The organism is Pseudomonas sp. NPDC089534, assembly GCF_044749305.1.
GTDB classification, from domain to species: Bacteria; Pseudomonadota; Gammaproteobacteria; order Pseudomonadales; family Pseudomonadaceae; genus Aquipseudomonas; species Aquipseudomonas ekonensis.
Genome location: NZ_JBIVHR010000222.1, coordinates 1 through 1,200, shown reverse-complemented (window position 1 = coordinate 1,200; position 1,200 = coordinate 1). Strand labels below are relative to the sequence as shown.

The 1,200-nt window shown below is 60.8% G+C and carries 1 protein-coding gene; it reads left to right on the top strand.

Features of this window, described 5'->3' with window-relative positions:
• Positions 1–13: 13 nt before the first annotated feature.
• The coding region (gene atpD / locus ACIP0B_RS28560; RefSeq protein WP_400838570.1) for a F0F1 ATP synthase subunit beta at positions 14–1,200 on the top strand (1,187 nt) is incomplete at its 3' end.

Below are 1,200 nucleotides of genomic sequence, written 5' to 3'. Positions count from 1 at the left end.
AGAGGATCCAGCTATGAGTAGCGGACGTATCGTTCAATTCCTCGGCGCCGTCATCGACGTGGAATTCCCACGCGACAGCGTACCGAGCATCTACGACGCCTTGAAGGTTCAAGGCGCCGAAACCACCCTGGAAGTTCAGCAGCAGCTGGGCGACGGCGTGGTTCGTACCATTGCGATGGGCTCGACCGAAGGCCTGAAGCGTGGTCTGGACGTCAACAACACTGGCGCAGCCATCTCCGTACCGGTCGGTAAAGCGACCCTGGGCCGGATCATGGACGTGCTGGGCAACCCGATCGACGAAGCCGGCCCGATCGGCGAAGAAGAGCGCTGGGGCATTCACCGCGCCGCTCCTTCCTTCGCGGAGCAAGCTGGCGGCAACGACCTGCTCGAAACCGGCATCAAGGTTATCGACCTGGTCTGCCCGTTCGCAAAGGGCGGTAAAGTCGGTCTGTTCGGTGGTGCCGGTGTAGGCAAGACCGTAAACATGATGGAACTGATCCGTAACATCGCCATCGAGCACAGCGGTTACTCCGTGTTCGCCGGTGTGGGCGAGCGTACCCGTGAGGGCAACGACTTCTACCACGAGATGAAGGACTCCAACGTTCTGGACAAAGTGGCACTGGTCTACGGCCAGATGAACGAGCCGCCGGGAAACCGTCTGCGCGTAGCCCTGACCGGCCTGACCATGGCCGAGAAGTTCCGTGACGAAGGTAACGACGTTCTGCTGTTCGTCGACAACATCTACCGTTACACCCTGGCCGGTACCGAAGTGTCCGCACTGCTGGGCCGTATGCCATCGGCGGTAGGTTACCAGCCGACCCTGGCTGAAGAGATGGGCGTGCTGCAAGAGCGCATCACTTCGACCAAGCAAGGTTCGATCACCTCGATCCAGGCCGTATACGTACCTGCGGACGACCTGACCGACCCGTCGCCGGCGACCACCTTCGCCCACTTGGACGCCACCGTCGTTCTGTCCCGTGACATCGCTTCCCTGGGTATCTACCCGGCGGTAGACCCACTGGACTCGACTTCGCGTCAGCTGGATCCGAACGTGATCGGCAACGAGCACTACGAAACCGCTCGCGGCGTTCAGTACGTGCTGCAGCGCTACAAAGAGCTGAAGGACATCATTGCGATCCTGGGCATGGACGCGACTTCGCGTCAGCTGGATCCGAACGTGATCGGCAACGAGCACTACGA